Source organism: Acinetobacter stercoris, assembly GCF_900323515.1.
Lineage (GTDB): Bacteria > Pseudomonadota > Gammaproteobacteria > Pseudomonadales > Moraxellaceae > Acinetobacter > Acinetobacter stercoris.
This window is the reverse complement of record NZ_OOGT01000061.1, coordinates 1-18611: the sequence shown is the minus strand read 5'-3', so window position 1 is coordinate 18611 and position 18611 is coordinate 1. Positions and strand designations below refer to the sequence as shown.

Below are 18611 nucleotides of genomic sequence, written 5' to 3'. Positions count from 1 at the left end.
ATATTATTAAGAAATAATTAATTACAAAAACAAAAACTTATTGTCTAACAAGAAAGCCGGCGCTCTATTTTTATCATCCCTAATCTTTTTATCGAAAGCTCTAAATCTATGCTTTCAGCTCACATAACAAATATTCTTCATGAAAAAAGTGGGTATATCCGTATGCCCTATCAAATCCAAAAAAGAATTCAGGTACTAAAAATGACTAACTTAATATTAAAATCTGTTGCCTTACTAACACTTGGTTTAAGTTTCTCTCAAACATGGGCGGCATCCATGTGCACAGAAACACGAAAAATTGGACTCGTTCCAGCAACAATTAATTGTCCATCAAAATCACTTAGACTACCAGCCGACTTACTTGGAACAGTAACTCGTGGAGTAACCTATCAAATTCCTCAGGGTACGGCACCTAAAGAAGGCTGGCCTGTTGTATTTATCTATCAAGGCTCGTTTGGTCTAATCAATAACTTTTTTTACGCAAGTAATTACCCATTTGGAATTTACCATGAAGGTTTGCTTATTCAAAAGCTTTTAGATCATGGATATGCCGTGATAGCTCCGCATGCTGTTGCAGGCAGTGTATGGGAAACGAATGCACCTGTATTTAAAACAGCATATACAACTTCAGGTGATTATCGTTTCATTACCAATGTATTGAATGCTGTCAAAGATGGTAAATTTGGTCCTCTCAACCCAAATCGGCAATATGCAGCAGGGTTATCCAGTGGGGGTTACAATACCAGTCGTATGGCAGTATCTTTCCCTGGTCAGTTTAAGGCTTTAGCGATCCAATCAGCATCCTACGCCACATGCTTAGGTTCAGTTTGTTTTATTCCTGAGAACTTACCTAAAGACCATCCTCCAACACTGCTTCAACATGGCAGTGCAGATCTCATCGTGCCTTGGATTACTGCACAAACCTACTATGATCGTCTATTATCTCAGGGGATTAAAACTTCTTTTTATACAGAACCTAATGCTGGACATGGCTGGTTTGCAAGTTCGCCTGACCGTGTACTTAAGTGGTTTGAGCAAAACCCTTAATCGCTTTGTATTGATTGACTCACTAAGAGAAACATTTCTCTTCGCGAGTCCCCTTTTATAAACCAATTGATTCTAAAGTTTTGCCTTTAGTTTCTTCACCCAAAATGAGTATTACCAAAGCAACAGCAATAAGAACAGCAGTAAACATCATAAATACATGACTAAAACCATTATTCATCACCATCATATGCGTCACCACCATCGGTGCCACGATGCCACCTAAACGCCCGATTGCTGATGCCCAACCCGAACCAAAAGCCCGAATATTGGCAGGATACTGTTCAGGTGTATAAGTATATAATACGCCCCATGCCCCTAAATTAAAGAAAGACATCAGGCATCCCCAGAACATAATCATCCCCACCGTTGATGCTTGCCCAAAGAAATAAGCAGATACAGCACACATCCCGATGAAACCAGCCAATGTAACTTTTCGACCCAGTTTTTCAACCAGCCATGCTGCAGCGATATAACCTGGAAGCTGGGCTAAGATCATAATCAATACATATTCAAAAGACTGGACTATGGTGTAGCCTTGTTTAACTAGTAAACTTGGCAACCAGGTAAAAATTCCATAATAGGAATAAACTATTCCAAACCAGATCAACCACAACATCAAACTACGCTTGGCAAAACCACCTGACCACAGCTGCCGAAATGAAACTTCGTGTTTTTCTGAAACGGGTTGCACCTCTATGTTTTGAATAACCTCAACACCACACTGTTTTTCCAGTTTTTGAACCAATGCATGCGCTTCATCTATTCTTCCTCGATTAATCAAATAAGGCACTGATTCGGGAACCTTCTTTAAAATCATGAATACATAAAGTGCAGGTAAACCGCCAATCAAAAAGGCAATATGCCAGCCAAATTCTGGAATAACAAAATAGGAAATCAAGGCGGCAACCAGCCATCCCAATCCCCAGAAGCTTTCTAACAACACGATAAATCGACCACGGACATGCGCAGGAACATATTCGCTCACTAAAGTCACAGCTACAGGAAGCTGCCCCCCTAAACCTAGCCCAACGATAAATCGAAAAATTAACAACCAGGTCAAATTAGGAGCAAAAGCACATAATGCTGTTGCAATACTATAGGTCACCAGCGTTGCAGCAAACACTGTACGCCGACCAAATCTGTCAGCTAAGCCACCAGAAAATACCGCACCAATAGCCATACCGACAAAACCAATACTGACAATCATTCCACTTTGAGCAGGCAGAAGCCCCCAGTCTTTCACTAAAGTCGCCATGATAAATGCAATGATTCCTGTATCCATTGCATCAAACATCCACCCCAGACCTACAACCCATAACAGAGTATAGTGAAATTTACCTATAGGCAGACGCTGCACACGTGAAACTAAATCCATAATTTAGATCTCAATATTTCGTGAAAGGGAAGTGACTGCCTTTAAGACAGAAATTATTATTGTGCAGATTTTAGTCATTTTAAACTAAAAATATAATTTTAATTTTCATCTTTAGATGAAGCAGATTGTTCATCATCATCTTTATAGATAAATTTTGGCATCTCCAAACCAAAATAAATCGCAATACAGCGCAATGAAAAACCAAAAATCAATGTAGAAATAATCGTGATTTCAAGTGATAAACCGATATTTTGACAAACCCAGTAAAAAATTACAGCAACAAATGAAATACTGGCATACAGCTCACGACGGAAAACCAGAGGAACATCATTACACAAAATGTCTCGTAAAATACCGCCTGAAACCCCTGTTAATACGCCAGCAACCGCAGATACAACGAAGCCATGCCCCATTTGTAAAGCAATCTGACAGCCAATAATTGTAAAGCCAATTAACCCTAAAGCATCAAGTAACAAGAAGATAGAGCGTAAGTGGCGCATCCATTTTGCAATAATAATAGTAACAAATGCCGCAGCACAGGTTAAAACCAGATATTCAGGATGCTTTACCCAAGTTAAAGGATAATGTCCAAGTAAAACATCACGAACTGAACCACCGCCTAATGCTGTTACACAGGCAATCAAAACTACCCCAAACCAATCCATACTACGCCGACCAGCAGATAACGCCCCTGTCATTGCTTCAGCCGTGATTGCAATAATATAAATTACGGTAAGTAACATCGCCCTTCTTCCACTAGGGTTTTTGATGTGCGCTATTTTAAGACATCTTTAGAAAAAAACTACATAAATTGAGCACAACATTGCTTAAATTTTTTTCCTGATCCACAGATACAAGCCTGTTTCATGGTAATTTGCATTTCTACAGTCGGATCTAAAAAATACCAAATCGCCTGATTTTTTACAAAATGAGAAAGTTCATGATGAATATGTGTTTGTTTTCCATCATGATAATGTGCTTTAAACTCGACTAAAGCATGATGTTTATCAAGTTTTTCATTGCTGTGTACAACTTCGAGCTTCAACCATTGGTTGGCTTTGCTCCAGTCTGTAATTGCTTGTCGATCTAAAAACTGTTGCTGCCCCGAAGCTGTCGTCTCGATGATGTAATCAATGACATGTTTGGCAAAAGCACTATAACGGGAACGCATCAATTGCTCTGCTGTTTGAGCTTTAATCTGACCTAAATGTAAGGGTTCACAACAGTTGCTATAGGATTTTGAGCCACACGGGCAAGATTGATCGGACACAAGGACTCCAGATAAAAATCTAACTCTAGAAAATATCAACTCTCTTGTTAACGTCATTTAAAGCTGTTTATCCCTAAATATATTTTATGACGTTTATGAAAAGCATAAGCAGGCAGTTATGCTGATAACAATGGTTTGGGTTACTTTTACCATAGTAAAAGTAACCTTTTGAACTCATCTTTATATTTATAGACTAGCTCATCAAAATAGCTTAATTAAGGCATAAAACTGATGAGAAAAAACCTATCATTCAGTATTTTCAGGTTGTTCAGTTGAAGTGATATGTACTTTCTCGATCTTATGACCATCCATCGTCACAACCTCAAAGACATAACCATTCGATTCAAACTTTTCACCATTTTGAGGTAAACGTCCCAAATGGAACAAAATAAATCCTGAAAGTGTCGAATACTGCTCTGACTCATCGACCAAATCACAACCTAAAAGCAATGATACATGACGGATATCAGTAGAGCCTTCGAGCATCAATGAACCATCTTCCAGGCTTTCAGCAGCAGCTTCCAGTTCATCTTCATCAGGAAATTCCCCTGCTATCGCTTCCAAGATATCAATCGGTGTTGCAATCCCTTCAATTGAACCATATTCATTCAATACAATTGCCATCTGTAATGGTGCTTGGCGAAGCTGTTCCATGACCATCAACACTTGAGCATTTTCATGCACAATGACAGGTTCACGCAAATGCTTTTCAAAATTTAAAATGCCTGTTTCTATATAGTCATTTAACACTTTATGAGTCGGGACAATCCCGGCAATATTATCCAGTTCACCATGTGCCACAATCAGACGAGAGTGCGTCATCTTCATTAAGATTTCTTTGACAGACTCCTGATCATCATTTAAATCAATCCATTCCAACTCTGGACGCGGTGTCATCACAGATTTTACTGGGCGCTCTGAAAGTCCCAAAACCCCTTGTACCATCACACTATGATATGCACCATTTTCAGGATCAAACATTTCATTTGCCAATGCCTGAGTTGCAAGTACGTCTTCTGGCTGGTTATTCGGATTTTCTGAACTGGTACTTTTACCACCTAACATACGCAGCACTGCTGATGCTGTACGATAACGCAGATCTGTTGTGGTCACCATTTTCTCTTGGTTTCTACGCATGGTTTGGTTCAAAAATTCGATCAGTACAGAAAAACCAATCGCAGCATATAAGTATCCTTTCGGAATATGATAACCAAAACCTTCCACAATCAGTGAAAAGCCGATCATCATCAAAAAGCCCAGACAAAGAATAACCACTGTAGGATGACGGCTGACAAAATCCATCAATGCCTTAGAAGCCCAAAGCATGATGCCAACTGCAATCACAACTGCAATCATCATTACTGACAGCTCTTTCACCATACCAACAGCCGTAATTACGCTGTCTAAAGAAAATACGGCGTCAAGCACTACGATCTGGACGATCACCATCCAAAAAGCAGCATGGACAGGGTTTTCATCTTTGAGCTGCTGTCCGCCCTCTAGGCGCTCATGTAATTCCATCGTTCCTTTAAACAACAGAAATACACCACCAAACAGCAAAATAAGATCACGCCCAGAAAATGGGTGATCAAATATATGAAACAGTGGAGATGTTAAAGTGACAACCCATGCAATAGATGCAAGTAAAACCATCCGCATGCACAATGCCAGTAATAAGCCTGTAATTCGGGCTGTATTACGTTGTTCCGGAGGAAGTTTTTCTGCAAGAATTGCAATAAAGACCAGGTTATCAATACCCAAAACAATTTCTAAGATAACAAGGGTTGCAAGCCCCACCCAAGCTGAAGGATCGGACATCCATTCGAATATCATTGATCAATCTCCCCTGCACTAAAATACAATACAGTTTTTTTGCTCTGCAAAGGAAAGAAAAAATCAAATGTGACTTTTGCTATTGTTATTTCTATAGACTGATTTTTTTCAGACAAATTGTTTTCGGAGCGACTACAACCACTACCCATGTTAATTCATTTGTTGAGAAACAAGCTTTAATTATATCAAGATCAACACGGAATTCATCATTTTTATGTGGAAATGTGTTCTATTTATTTTCTTAATATTTATTCAAATATTGGATACCCACATCCTACAAATCTTTTCAAACAAATATTTTATTTACCACAATGTTGTCACATTTTTTGCTTAGATTAGACTTAAAGTAGAGTAATGAATAAGAACATGATAATTTGAAGGTGAATGATAATTTATGAATAGTGCACTACAACCAATGACAGATGAAATACTTAATTTAAACCCAGAAGCTCAAAGAACCACTCAACCCCTCGTTGCACTCTATTGTGGCTCTAGACCAGGTAATAACCCTATTTATAAGGAAAAAGCCATTCAACTTGCCAAAGGTATAGCCGAGCATGGTTTTGGTATTGTTTATGGTGGAGCAAGTATCGGACTCATGGGTCAAGTTGCTGATACAGTCATTGAACATGGCGGTGAAGTTGTCGGCGTCATTCCTGAGTTTATGCTGGATTATGAAATTGCACATAGTAATTTGACAGAATTACACGTAGTACGCACCATGCACGAACGTAAAGCCATGATGGCAGAACGTGCCAATGCTTTTATTGCTCTTCCTGGCGGTCTTGGGACTTTTGAGGAAATCCTTGAAATTGCGACTTGGGGACAACTCAACCAGCATCAAAAACCTATGATGCTTTATAATGTAAACGGCTTCTATAATGCCTTGATTGAGCAACTGGATCATGCGACCGAGGAAGGTTTCCTGCCTCCTCAACATCGTGCGAAACTGATTGTTTGTGAACATAAGTACCAAATTTTCAATGCGATCAAAAATCTGGAACATCCAGCCAAGTTTGTTGTCTAGTTCATTAAAAAGGTGAATATAAAATTCACCTTTTTTATTTCATGATGATGTGCATGAAAGCCCTGGCATTAGTTTAAACAATCTGAAAAAACTTCTTTTCCTAAAGAATAATTAAACCGATTGATACAGTTTTTTTTGAATAATTTTATTAAACTATAACCAAATCTTATTCTTCAGTTGTCATGAATCAAACACCAACGCATCAGAGCTTACAGCCAGAATTCAGGCTTTTGGTTTTTTTAGTGTCGATTGGCTTTTTTATGCAGGGCTTGGACACCACGATTATCAATACTGCCCTGCCTGCTATGGCACAAAGTCTGAATGAAAACCCATTGCGTATGCATGGCGTAGTAATCAGTTATGTACTCTCTGTCGCAGCGTGTATTCCCTTAAGTGGCTGGTTTGCAGATCGCTTTGGTGTTCGTAATACCTTTTTCTCCGCTATTGTTATATTTACAATTGCATCTCTTGGCTGTGGGCTATCACAGAATTTTTCCCAATTGATTTTTTTCCGGGTATTACAGGGAATAGGAGGAGCTTTCCTACTACCTGTAGGACGTTTGGCACTATTAAAAATTATCCCTCGAACCCAGTTTTTATCTGCCATGAGTATGATGAGTCTGGCAGGTTTGGTCGGCCCTCTCCTAGGTCCGACTTTAGGTGGTTTTCTGGTAGAAAAAGCAACCTGGCACTGGATTTTCTTTATCAATTTACCAATTGGTTTACTTGGGGTTTTAGTAACATTTAAAGCAATGCCGAATGTAACTGAACCGACAGTTAAGAAATTTGACTTGAGTGGTTTCATTTTGCTTGTTGTTGCAATGGTTGGCTTGGCTTTAGGTATCGAGAGTATTACCAGTAAAGAAGTTTCAAGAACGCTCAGTATTTCCATGCTGGTAGCTGGAGTAATAGCATCACTCGTTTATGCTTATCATGCACATACACACCAAAATGCACTATTTAGAAGTAAGTTATTTAAAAATCAGGTTTATACTATAGGAATCCTGGGTAATTTTTTTGCCCGATTAGGTGGAAATGCTATTCCATTTTTAATGCCACTTTTGTTACAAGTCGCATTTAATATTGATCCATTTATCACTGGGCTTATGATGACCCCTGTGGTATTGGGCTCTCTTTTTTCCAAACCGCTTGTTCGCCCAATTATCCAGAAACTGGGTTACCGAAAGTTTTTAATCATCAATACGTTAATGGTTGGTGCCTGTATTGCCAGTTTCAGTCTTACGACTGAAGCAACTCCTGTTTGGGTACGTGCGATTCATTTCTTTATTTTTGGAACACTCAACTCCTTACAGTTTGTTGGTATGAATACTCTTACACTTAAGGATTTACCTCAACAGGATGCAAGCAGTGGCAATAGCTTCCTATCTATGATCATGATGCTTTCAATGAGTATTGGTGTTGCTTTGGCAGGGACATTACTCAATGCTTTTACCAATTATTATGGTACAGATCACATGACTAAAGCCTTTCATGTTTCATTACTTTGTTTGGGATGTATTAATATTTTGGCGGCATTTATTTTTAAACAGATTCCCAAAGATACGTCAGTATAAATATTGCATAAATGGCATAGTCTTAAGGCATTAGTCAGACTATGCTTCAATCTAAACATTTAACTTTTGATCTGGTAATGAGAAAACAGTCTTGCAAAGCCCAAACAATGATTGGTAACCGCTCTATTCTGCTAGTAACGACTATGGCTTTGGTTGTCGCTGTGTTTTTACTATTAACCTATCAAAAACCCGCTGCTGCACAAAACTATCCTGTACAAGGCTTTGATGTTTCCCATCACCAAGGTGACATCAACTGGAAAAAAATTTCGCCTCAAAAGTACCAGTTTGTTTATATAAAAGCTACTGAAGGTGGCGATTATAAAGATGATAAATTTCAGGATTACTGGTTAGAAGCACGGGAACAGGGTTTACATGTCGGTGCTTACCATTTTTATCGCTTATGTAAAGATGGTAAATCTCAAACTCAGAATTTCATCAACACGGTTCCAAATAAAAAAGATGCTTTAGCGCCTGTGATTGATCTGGAATATGATGGCAACTGTATCAATCAATATACCAAAGAGCAGCTTTTAAAAGAAATTCAGATCATGCATGATGCTCTGAAAAAACATTATGGGAAGCAACCTGTTTTTTATACATCTAAAGTCTTCTATAACATGGTTCTTACAGGAAACTTCCAACAAACACCGATCTGGATTCGGGAATACAAAGATAAGCCTGACTTAAAAGAAAAACGCCCATGGATTTTTTGGCAATATAGCAATACTGGTAAAATCCTTGGCATTGAGAAATCGGTGGACTTAAATCGTTTTTCAGGAAATATGAGTGACTGGAAAATCTATCTAGAGTCATTAGGCATCAAAACTAAAAACTGATTAAGAGTAAATACACTCTTATTCTTTTCTAAACTATGCGACATGATTTGTCTTTATTATTATTTCAAAAGATAACTATATAAAAATATCGGTTAGAATACAGACATCTATATTTTTGCATGATTTTGTGGATGAGAAAAATCATACATATCGATATGGATGCTTTTTATGCATCTGTTGAACTTCGTGAACGACCTGATTTAAAAGGGCTTCCTGTGGTGATTTCTTCACATCATCCGCGTGCTGTTATTGCAGCAGCGTCTTATCCTGCACGTCAGTATGGTCTACGCTCTGCTATGGCAATGTCACAAGCCAAAAAACTATGCCCCCAAGTCATCGTCATTGAACCGAACTTTCAAAAATATCGGGATGTCTCATCTCAGATCCATCAGATATTCCAGCAATATACCCATATTATTGAACCTTTATCACTAGATGAAGCCTATCTGGATGTAACTGAAAACCTGAAAAATATTCCAAGTGCAACAGAAGTTGCAACCAGAATACGTGCTGATATTTTAGCAGAAACAGGGCTAACAGCCTCTGCTGGTGTTGCCCCAAACAAGTTTCTGGCAAAAATTGCTTCTGACTGGAATAAGCCTAATGGTATTTGTGTGATTAAACCCAGTCAGGTACAAAACTTTATTCATGATTTACCACTTAAAAAAATCCCGGGTGTCGGAAAAGTCACACATGAAAAACTGAAAACATTACAGCTTGAAACATTAGGTGATTTACAAAAAATTGAAGAAGCTGTGCTGATTCATCATTTTGGGAAATATGGCAAACAGCTTTATTTGTATGCTCAAGGTATAGATGAACGCCCTGTCGAGTCAGAACGACAACGCCAGCAGATTTCTAAAGAAACAACTTTTGATAATGACTTTACACTTGAGCAATGCTCACCTTATTGGCAACCATTAAGTGAAAGTATCTGGAATAGTTTAAGTAAAAAAAATATGATCGCACGCGGGGTTAGCGTCAAACTAAAACTAAAAAACTTTCAGGTTCTACAACATAGTAAAAGTTTTAAACATCCATTAACCTCACTAGATGAGCTGGTTCAAGTCATATACTTACTTTTACAGGAAATGCAGATTCCAGCACATTTCCAGTTTAGACTGGTTGGGGTCGGCGTTTATCAACTTAATGATAAAGTCGAAGATATTCAGCTCAACCTCTGGTAAAATAAGTTTACTTTTTAATCAAAAGATTTTTATCATACTAATTATTTAACCCACTCAGCATTTTTTAGAGTAAGCTTATTCGCGCAATACATTACCCATGTATTTGCTGAGATGTCAAAAATCACCTTTACTTTTGGCATACCTGTCCTGTGATTCGCGTGACGATCAAATCCGAAAATTACAGGGCTCTCTGTTTATGTCATGGGCTGTTTACATGCAATTTGCACATCATTCCTCCCAAATTCAAGAACAACAAGCAAAAAAAGCAGCTCTAAGTAGTTTCGTTGGTGCTGTTGTCGATTGGTATGACTTTCTTCTCTATGGCATCGTTGCCGCACTTATTTTTAAAGATCAATTTTTCCCAAGTATTGGCAACCAGATGGGGACATTGGCAGCACTCGCAACCTTTGGTGTAGGCTTTTTATTTCGTCCACTAGGTGGAATTGTCTTCGGACATTTTGGTGACCGACTTGGTCGTAAAAAAATGCTGGTTATCACGGTTGTTTTAATGGGAATCTCTACCGTTGGCATTGGGTTATTACCCAACTTTGCAAGCATCGGCTGGTGGGCACCAATCCTGTTAGTTAGTTTACGTGCCTTACAAGGTTTTGCCGTTGGTGGTGAATGGGGCGGTGCAGCTCTTATGGCCGTAGAAAATGCGCCTGAAAACAAAAAAGCATTTTATAGTAGTGGCGTACAAGTTGGTTATGGTGTTGGTCTGGTACTCGCAACAGGTGCTGTTTCTCTGATTATTGCAATCCTAGGTGATGAAGCATTTACTCAGTGGGCCTGGCGCATACCTTTTCTTGCCAGTGTTGTTTTAATTGCAGTCGCACTATGGATTCGTCAGGGGCAGAGTGAATCTTCAGAATTCATAGAACAAGTTGTTCAATCAAAGCATCAATCCAAGCGCTTACCTATTGTAGAAGCAGTCACACGCCATCCTAAAGCTTTTTTTTATATCATCGCCCTTCGCATGGCTGAACTTCTCACCATGTATATTGTTGCGAACTTTGCCCTGAATTATTCAACTCAAAATTTAGGGATGGATAAACAATTTTTCCTGAATATCACGCTCATGGTTGGTGTTATCAGTTGTATCAGCATTCCTCTTTTTGCATGGATTTCTGACAGAATCAATCATAAAAAAATGGCTATCCTGGGTGGATGCATTGGTTCTATCGCTGCTTTTCCATTCTTTATGGCACTCGATGCACAAAATACTTTATGGATCGTCATTTGTGCCATTTTACTCGCAAATGTTGCCCACGATATGGTGGTGAGCGTACACCAGCCTATTTTTACTTCTCTATTTGGAACAGAATACCGTTATAGTGGAGCCGGCGTCGGCTATCAGGTCGCAAGTATTGTTGGTGGAGGATTCACTCCTGCAATTGCAGCATCGTTGGTCATCTGGGGAAATGGATCATGGCTTTATGTTGCAATATATCTGGCATGTGGCTGTGCTCTGACCGCAATCGTTGCAGCAATGATGCCGTATAAAAATAACAATGTTATTTAAGTAGTTACACTTTAAGTTTCACCAGAATTTGTACTGATTACACAATTTATTGATTTTTTCCTTTGGAGAAATCAAGCTGTTCGATACTATTGACTCAGCTAAATTATTTTTTGACTTTATATGACTGTTAAACGCTTACATGTAGAAAAACGCTTTTCTGAAATAGCCATCTCTGGAAATCTCGTACATCTGGCTGGTCAACTCGCAACTGATCTGGACCTGGATATCAAGGGACAGACTCAACAAACACTGGATCTTATCGATCGTTTTCTTGCTGATGCGGGAACAGATAAAAGCCATATCATGTCTGTAATGATTTTTCTCAAAGATATTGAAAATGACTATGCAGGGATGAATGAAGTCTGGGATGCATGGTGTTCGGATATTGAAGCACTTCCACGAACCTGCGTTGAAGCGAAAATGTACCGACCTGATGTCTTGGTTGAAATGACTGTTGTTGCAGTTTTACCTTAAATTCACCTTGAAAATGCCTACATCCCCACGCAGGCATTTTCAAGAAATCAGATTAGCCAAAAGCCCGGGAACTGGACTCATAGATTTTTAGTTTTTCTGTAGCCTGAACAGAAAAATCGTCAATATTTTCTATTGAATTAAAGTCGCTCATAAAATCGAGCCTGAGTTGCTGTTCATCAGGTATACCACGATAGCGAATGACACGATAACCTGCCATTTGCAAGAGATTATCCTGATACTTATCCTGTTGTATACGTTTTAGTGATGGACTAATATCATCAAGTGCAACAATTGCGATGACCTGAAAATCCTTATCCAGCACCACAAAATCTGCAACCATGTTCTGGTATTTATGACGCGTATGTAAATACTTGGTTGTTAATAATGCATCAAAAGAAACCTGAGCCAAAACTGTAGACCCCGTTAGAATTTCTTTCAATCGGATTAACGTGATTTGTGCCTGACTATTGAGTACCGCACGTTGTCTAAGCACACTATCCGCTGGACGTTTTCTTGTCTGATTCTTATAAACCACCAAGATTGCAATTGTAAGTAGTATCATACTCACAATGATGATTATGTTCATTTTCTTTTCCTTAATATAGTTATAATCTTTGTCTCAGTAAGCACTGATAATATTGTTATCCCAAATATTTTTATACCGACTTACATCCTACCTGAAATTTAATCCTCACAAAACAACAAACATTTTCACTTGGACAAGAACTTAATGTTCGTGTGTTTTATCTAATTTTTTACACTGTATTTGACACCTGTCGTTCTTTTTTATTTCCTTGTTGAAATTACGACACTTTTATATCAAAAATTATCCAATAACTAGATTAAATTAATATTACAACTTTGAGAAATTGTAAAGACATCTAACACTATAATTTATTTGTCTTTACTCATGATATGACTTACACGGAATCATTTCAACGTCCGAATACATTAAAATTTGTATAATTTGTAAACAACCTGATATCCTCATACATTATTTTAAATTCATTTTTCTCATAAAAAAGGACGCTTTTGCGTCCTTCTTATTTATGATTTTACTCTGGGTCTTGACTTACTCTTTGCTTTATTTCCAGAAAATGGCTTTTTAGTATCACCTGTTTCACGTGGTGGCAAACCTGTATGCTGGGTTAGCATCTGACCTTTTTTAGGCTGATTTCCTTGATGCTTCTGCTGCCCACGCACAACATTTGAACTTGAACGTTTTTGCGAATCACCTGCAACAGTCGAATTTTTCTTACGGGCAGACTGATATTGTCCATCAGTCCCTTGCGGTTGATAGGTTGGGATCAGATGCTGCTTCGAGTTACCAATCAAATCTGCACGCCCCATTTCGCGTAAAGCATCACGTAACAAAGGCCAGTTATTCGGATCATGGTAACGCAAGAATGCTTTATGTAAACGACGATGCTTTTCACCTTTCACGATATCTACGTTTTCAGTATAACGTGCCACTTTTGCCAACGGATTTTTACCTGTGTGGTACATGGTTGTCGCAGTCGCCATAGGGGATGGATAGAACGTCTGAACCTGATCGGCACGGAAACCATTTTTCTTAAGCCAGATCGCAAGGTTCATCATGTCATAGTCTGTAGTTCCAGGGTGAGCTGCAATAAAGTACGGAATCAGGTACTGCTCTTTGCCCACTTCCTTGCTAAAGCGATCAAACATTTGTTTAAAACGGTCATAAGTTCCTATACCCGGCTTCATCATCTTGGATAAAGGACCTTTTTCAGTATGCTCAGGGGCAATTTTTAAATAGCCTCCGACATGATGTTGTACTAATTCTTTGACATACTCAGGATTTAAAACAGCCAAATCATAGCGTAAACCCGACCCGATCAGGATTTTCTTGATGCCTTTGATTGCACGGGCTTTACGGTAGAGTTGAGTAAGTGGTGCATGATCGGTATGTAAGTTCTGACACACTCCCGGATAAACACAGGAAGGCTTACGGCAGTTTTTTTCAATTTCTGGATCTTTACAATGCAAACGGTACATGTTCGCAGTCGGTCCACCCAAATCAGAGATAATCCCGGTAAAACCTGGTGCGGTATCACGAATCTTTTCAACTTCACGTAGAATTGAATCTTCAGAACGGTTCTGGATAATTCGTCCTTCATGCTCTGTGATCGAACAGAAAGTACACCCACCAAAACAACCACGCATGATATTGACTGAAAATTTGATCATATCAAATGCAGGGAAACGTGCATCACCATAAGATGGATGTGGCAGACGTGCATAAGGCAAATCAAACACGTAATCCATTTCTTCAGTGGTCAATGGAATAGGTGGTGCATTTAACCACACATCACGCTCACCATGTTTTTGCACCATTGCACGTGCATTGCCCGGATTGGTTTCCAAGTGCAAAATCCGATTGGCATGTGCGTATAAAACAGGATCATTTGCCACCTGCTCAAAAGACGGTAAACGAATGACAGCCAATTCGCGAGGAGGTAATTTATGCTTAATCGCTTTAGATGAAGGTTGAAGATGGACTATTTGTGTATCAGCATCCAGATCATCTCCTTCACGAACCACAGGATTTACAACCACTTCTTTTTGAAAATTCTGGTATTGAGTTAAAGAGTTACCTTTATCTTTCTCAATCTCACAACCATCCAGATCTTCTGTCATGACATAAGGATTGATAATCGGATCAACACGACCAACTGTATCTACATCATTAGAAGCAATTTCAACAAACTGTGCTTTAGAAACACGATTATTTTTATTAATGATAAATGCTGTACCACGAACATCTGTAATCTCGTAGATTTTCTCACCTTTGGCTAAACGGTGCATGACTTCAATAATTGAACGCTCACCATTACCATACATCAACAGATCCGCTTTTGAATCCATCAAAATCGAACGACGTACTTTATCTGACCAATAATCATAATGAGCAATACGACGCAATGAACCCTCTATTCCACCCAATAAAACAGGCACATCAGGGAAAGCTTCACGACAACGCTGACAATAAACAGTTGCGGCACGGTCAGGACGCTTATTTGGCACATTATTTGGAGAATAAGCATCATCCGAACGGATTTTACGGTCAGCCGTATAACGGTTGATCATTGAATCCATATTGCCTGCTGTAACACCCCAAGCAATATTAGGTCTACCTAATACACGAAATGATTCTACATTAGTCCAGTCAGGCTGGGCGATGATCCCGACACGAAAACCTTGAGCTTCGAGTACACGACCGATAATACCTGATACAAAAGATGGATGATCAATATAAGCATCACCACAAACCAAAATAAAATCACAACTGTCCCAACCGAGTACATCCATTTCCTCACGTGACATAGGCAAAAATGGGGCTGGTTCAAAACATGACGCCCAATATTTGTCATAATCAAACAACGCTTTTGGCGCGGTTTGAGCGGTATATGCAGTAGACATGGTAGAAAATCTCGATTGGCGGTTGGCGATCGGATAGATCAAAGATGAAAGGCGCTCATTTTAACATGAAAATGACTTAATCTGATAGATTAAAATTTATACAAATTTAAAAATATCTTGAATGGATCAGGATATAAAAAACCAGTAATGAAAATACGATGAATTGAATAGCATTTATACACTTCAAAATCGGCTATATATCAATTCACTTCTTAAACGATGGACTATTCAATTTATCGTGATTTGAATAAGCTACTGTAAACACTCACTATAAATTCAAAAAATACATATAATATTCAAACAATTAAAAATAAATATTTCCAAGAAATAGCTAAGTACGATTATCTATATCTGTTAATTTTATTAAACGCCCTGCAATGAAAAACCCAATAAGTAAAATAACAGAAATACTGATGGTCAATCCTAACCAGCCAAAACTTTCCCAAACCAGCCCGCCGCTACTTCCCAATAAACTGGAACCGACATAATAACAGAATAAATAAAGCGAAGATCCTACAGCTCGATATTGTAAAGATTGAACGGAAACCCAGCTACTCGCTGTAGAATGACCTGCAAAAAATGAAAATGTAAAAATCAGCAAACCAATCAGAACTGCCCAAAGTGAGGGAATCATCATGATCCATAAACCAAAAAGCATAGTCAAAAACATAATTGGTAATACTTTATCCCGACCATATTTACGACTCCAGCTTGCAGCTCTCGGAGAACTATAAATTCCTGATAAATAAGCAATCGAAATCAAGCCAATCCATGTTTGTGATAACTCAAATGGTTTTTCCAAAAGGTGATAACTGATATAGTTAAATACAGTTACAAAACACCCCATTAAAATAAAGCCTTCTGCAAAGAGCAGACGTAATTTTTTATCAGCCAAATTTTTTCTAAAAGATTCTTTAAATCTGGAAAAATTGATTGGATAAGGTTTAAAGTGTCTGGATGCTGGAAGTGCAATATAAAAAACTATAGCAATCAATAAATTTAATATTCCGATAATAGCAGTTGCCGTTTGCCAGGAAATAAAATCCAATAATACACCTGCAATCAGACGGCCACCCATTCCCCCAATAGCAGTCCCTGAAATATAAAGCCCCATAGCAAACCCAACATCTTTATCCGCTATTTCCTCACCGATATACGTCATTGCAACTGATGCAACACCACTTACCGCCAGACCGATAAACATTCGTGTAGTTAGAAAGACTTCCCAATAAGGTAAAAAAGAACTGAGCAATAAAAGAATAGAGGTCGAAAATAAGGAAATCGCCATAATTGGCTTTCGACCAAAGCGGTCTGAAATAAGCCCAGCAAATAAAAGCCCTAAAGCCAGTGATACGGTAGAAAATGAAAGCGGAAAACTGCTATGGGTAGGTGTGATATTAAAAAATTTGGCGAGAAAAGGCATCATCGGTTGCACACAGTACAATGATGAAAATATGGCAAATCCTGCTAAAAATAAAGAAAGTAATATTGCATAAAAGGATTTTGTTCCATACTCAATATAGTGCGTGGACTCTGCTGCTTCAGACATAATGACTCCTTATGTCCTTAAATTATACGCCCGCTTGTCTTATTAGTTAACCAGGGTTACAAGCAAAGTATATCTACAATCACTTTTGTGAAGTCTATCATCTTATGTAAGCTTTAACTTACATAAGATGTAGAACTAAGCGGCTTTTATAAAACACCTGGTTTTAATATTATGAACTCAACAAGGAACAGGAAGTTTCTTAAACAAGAACTACAAAATTTATAATGAAAACATGGATGTAAGATATGACAGGAGTTGTATCAAACACATAACCAATATAAAAAGCCTTTAGTATGGATGCTAAAGGCTTTTTAATTATTAATAATCTCTCTTATGAAACCTGTAAGTCGCCATCATTCTTATTTTATTTGAAGCATTTATACTCGGGGAGTGCAAAACCCGCATATCCATTAAATACACATCCCCAGCAGATCCGACGATCTCATTTAGTAATAATTTTTTATTCTCAATCTCAAAAACTTCATCTAGTGTTTTTGTCGATAAAAAATGGTTCAATTGAGTTAATGAATATCTATTTTTCAAAACATGTGATCCTTTTAGGATCAAAGTTCCTCCACCATGAGATTTGACATCATCAATCAATAAAAAAAATTGCAATGAGTTGAGTAAATCTGAAAATGAATCAACGTGCCATTTTAGATCATTTAAAGTCCAGTTTTCCTGCTGTGGTAAGGTTAAGAGAAGTTGTGGTTCAATATCGAAATCAAAATCCGAATCGAACAATCCAACTAAAATACCATTAAAAACAGATATATATTTTTGTAAAAGTTGAGGTTTTCTGATAAGTTTAGATAAACTGACAACCTGCTGAAAAGGAGCCATCTTTTTAAAATCTTTTGATACTATTTTATTATTGGCATATATATTCAATCGTTTAAGCTCTGACATTAAATCAGACTGAATTAATATCAATTCTTTTTTTAATATAAATTTTGGTATTTTAACAATACCATTTTCTAGAAGTTCAGACTTGATCTGTTTTAAAAATAATTTATCCAATCACCACTCCTATTAATACAAACAACAGAGTTCTCAATATGCCGTGTATCATTTTTTTCATTATTAATGAATAGATATCCTAATTTTAGAATTAATTTTGCTATTTGAATAAAATAATGTAATTAGCATACGATTATAAAAATTTATATACAAGCATAAAAAAAGCACCCTGATTCTATTGAATCAGGGTGCCTTGAATAATGAGCTGGCGATGACTTACTCTCACATGGGTAACCCCACACTACCATCAGCGCGAAGAGGTTTCACTTCTGAGTTCGGGATGGGATCAGGTGGTTCACTCTTGCTATGGTCGCCAGCACAACTGGGATGGTTAATCACTCAGGTCTTATTTTAAATGCCTGTGCTTTCGCCAAATGAGTTATTAACAGTTGACTGCTTTGAATCTGAAGTTTACGTTCTCGCATAAACTAAATCAAGTTACATTGTCTGGTA

15 protein-coding genes and 1 rRNA gene are annotated in these 18611 nt (G+C 38.0%); 7 read left to right on the top strand and 9 right to left on the bottom strand.

What is annotated here, in order from left to right:
* Positions 1 to 201 precede the first annotated feature (201 nt).
* Positions 202 to 1047 carry an extracellular medium-chain-length polyhydroxyalkanoate depolymerase gene (locus tag KPC_RS08465; protein WP_121973947.1) on the top strand — a complete coding sequence of 282 codons (846 nt, stop codon included), beginning with the start codon at positions 202 to 204 and terminating at the stop codon, positions 1045 to 1047.
* 55 nt (positions 1048 to 1102) lie between these two features.
* Here KPC_RS08465 and niaP read toward each other — a convergent pair whose 3' ends face one another.
* The 4 genes from niaP to KPC_RS08445 form a co-directional block, all read right to left on the bottom strand.
* Positions 1103 to 2422 (bottom strand): niacin transporter NiaP, encoded by a 1320-nt coding sequence (gene niaP / locus KPC_RS08460; RefSeq protein ID WP_121973945.1) that lies wholly within the window; start codon positions 2420 to 2422, stop codon positions 1103 to 1105.
* A gap of 98 nt (positions 2423 to 2520) precedes the next feature.
* Positions 2521 to 3165 (bottom strand): trimeric intracellular cation channel family protein, encoded by a 645-nt coding sequence (locus tag KPC_RS08455; RefSeq protein ID WP_121973944.1) that lies wholly within the window; start codon positions 3163 to 3165, stop codon positions 2521 to 2523.
* Positions 3166 to 3224: 59 nt separating this feature from the next.
* Positions 3225 to 3749: a YchJ family protein gene (locus tag KPC_RS08450; protein WP_121973943.1), complete on the bottom strand. Its 525-nt coding sequence runs from the start codon at positions 3747 to 3749 to the stop codon at positions 3225 to 3227.
* 189 nt (positions 3750 to 3938) lie between these two features.
* Complete coding sequence (locus KPC_RS08445; RefSeq protein ID WP_121973942.1) at positions 3939 to 5525, bottom strand: TerC family protein; 1587 nt, start codon at positions 5523 to 5525, stop codon at positions 3939 to 3941.
* Positions 5526 to 5919: 394 nt separating this feature from the next.
* On the opposite strand from KPC_RS08445, the gene KPC_RS08440 reads away from it, so the two are divergent.
* The 6 genes from KPC_RS08440 to KPC_RS08415 all read left to right on the top strand — a co-directional run bounded on the left by KPC_RS08440 (position 5920) and on the right by KPC_RS08415 (position 12145).
* Positions 5920 to 6552: an LOG family protein gene (locus tag KPC_RS08440; RefSeq protein ID WP_121973941.1), complete on the top strand. Its 633-nt coding sequence runs from the start codon at positions 5920 to 5922 to the stop codon at positions 6550 to 6552.
* 182 nt (positions 6553 to 6734) lie between these two features.
* Positions 6735 to 8126, top strand: coding sequence for a multidrug transporter subunit MdtD (gene mdtD, locus KPC_RS08435; RefSeq protein WP_121973940.1), 1392 nt, complete (start codon positions 6735 to 6737; stop codon positions 8124 to 8126).
* 107 nt (positions 8127 to 8233) lie between these two features.
* On the top strand, positions 8234 to 8962 hold the full coding sequence (locus KPC_RS08430; RefSeq protein ID WP_407641982.1) for a glycoside hydrolase family 25 protein: 729 nt from the start codon (positions 8234 to 8236) through the stop codon (positions 8960 to 8962).
* A gap of 131 nt (positions 8963 to 9093) precedes the next feature.
* On the top strand, positions 9094 to 10149 hold the full coding sequence (gene dinB / locus KPC_RS08425) for a DNA polymerase IV (RefSeq protein WP_121973939.1): 1056 nt from the start codon (positions 9094 to 9096) through the stop codon (positions 10147 to 10149).
* A gap of 214 nt (positions 10150 to 10363) precedes the next feature.
* Positions 10364 to 11671 carry a shikimate transporter gene (gene shiA / locus KPC_RS08420; RefSeq protein ID WP_121973938.1) on the top strand — a complete coding sequence of 436 codons (1308 nt, stop codon included), beginning with the start codon at positions 10364 to 10366 and terminating at the stop codon, positions 11669 to 11671.
* Between the two features lie 120 nt (positions 11672 to 11791).
* Positions 11792 to 12145 carry a RidA family protein gene (locus KPC_RS08415; protein WP_121973937.1) on the top strand — a complete coding sequence of 118 codons (354 nt, stop codon included), beginning with the start codon at positions 11792 to 11794 and terminating at the stop codon, positions 12143 to 12145.
* Between the two features lie 52 nt (positions 12146 to 12197).
* On the opposite strand, the gene KPC_RS08410 is transcribed toward KPC_RS08415, so the two are convergent.
* The 5 genes from KPC_RS08410 to rrf all read right to left on the bottom strand — a co-directional run bounded on the left by KPC_RS08410 (position 12198) and on the right by rrf (position 18476).
* A complete protein-coding gene (locus KPC_RS08410; protein WP_121973936.1) occupies positions 12198 to 12731 on the bottom strand; it encodes a DUF2726 domain-containing protein in 534 nt (177 codons plus the stop codon).
* 461 nt (positions 12732 to 13192) lie between these two features.
* On the bottom strand, positions 13193 to 15589 hold the full coding sequence (locus KPC_RS08405) for a YgiQ family radical SAM protein (RefSeq protein ID WP_121973935.1): 2397 nt from the start codon (positions 15587 to 15589) through the stop codon (positions 13193 to 13195).
* 331 nt (positions 15590 to 15920) lie between these two features.
* The gene (locus tag KPC_RS08400; RefSeq protein WP_121973934.1) at positions 15921 to 17138 is read right to left on the bottom strand and encodes an MFS transporter; all 1218 of its coding nucleotides are present in this window, start codon (positions 17136 to 17138) and stop codon (positions 15921 to 15923) included.
* 318 nt (positions 17139 to 17456) lie between these two features.
* Entirely contained in the window at positions 17457 to 18158 is a 702-nt protein-coding gene (locus tag KPC_RS08395; protein WP_121973933.1) for a phytanoyl-CoA dioxygenase family protein, read from the bottom strand.
* 203 nt (positions 18159 to 18361) lie between these two features.
* Positions 18362 to 18476: ribosomal RNA gene (rrf, locus tag KPC_RS08390) — 5S ribosomal RNA — on the bottom strand.
* Between the last annotated feature and the right edge of the window lie 135 nt (positions 18477 to 18611).